Raw genomic sequence first — 269 nt, 5'->3', positions numbered from 1 at the left:
CCGCCATTGTGAATCACGTGCTCAATGATTTCACCAATCGCATCATCTGTGACACCTTCTGCAGCAGCATCATTAGCGATGCTTAAAGTCTGTGCTTTTTCGTCAATCTTGGCAGATTGTATATAACCACGGCGCACATAGAGGGTCTCGCCCGCTCCTTGGAAGGCGCTGCGATAGACTTCTTGTAAGTCAGTCTGCAACATATTGGCACCGCGAGCTTTATCAATTTCACCCATGGCCGCTTGGTGTAATGAAGTACGGTACTCTTC

1 pseudogene is annotated in these 269 nt (G+C 48.3%); it reads right to left on the bottom strand.

The window, feature by feature from the left end:
- Positions 1-269: pseudogene (locus AAEY75_RS15325) on the bottom strand (AOC03_06830 family ribosome hibernation factor); the annotation flags it as partial.

This window comes from Psychrobacter sp. TB55-MNA-CIBAN-0194 (genome assembly GCF_040309505.1).
GTDB lineage: Bacteria > Pseudomonadota > Gammaproteobacteria > Pseudomonadales > Moraxellaceae > Psychrobacter > Psychrobacter fozii.
The sequence above is the reverse complement of the archived record's forward strand: the minus strand, read 5'-3'. Positions and strand labels throughout refer to the sequence as shown.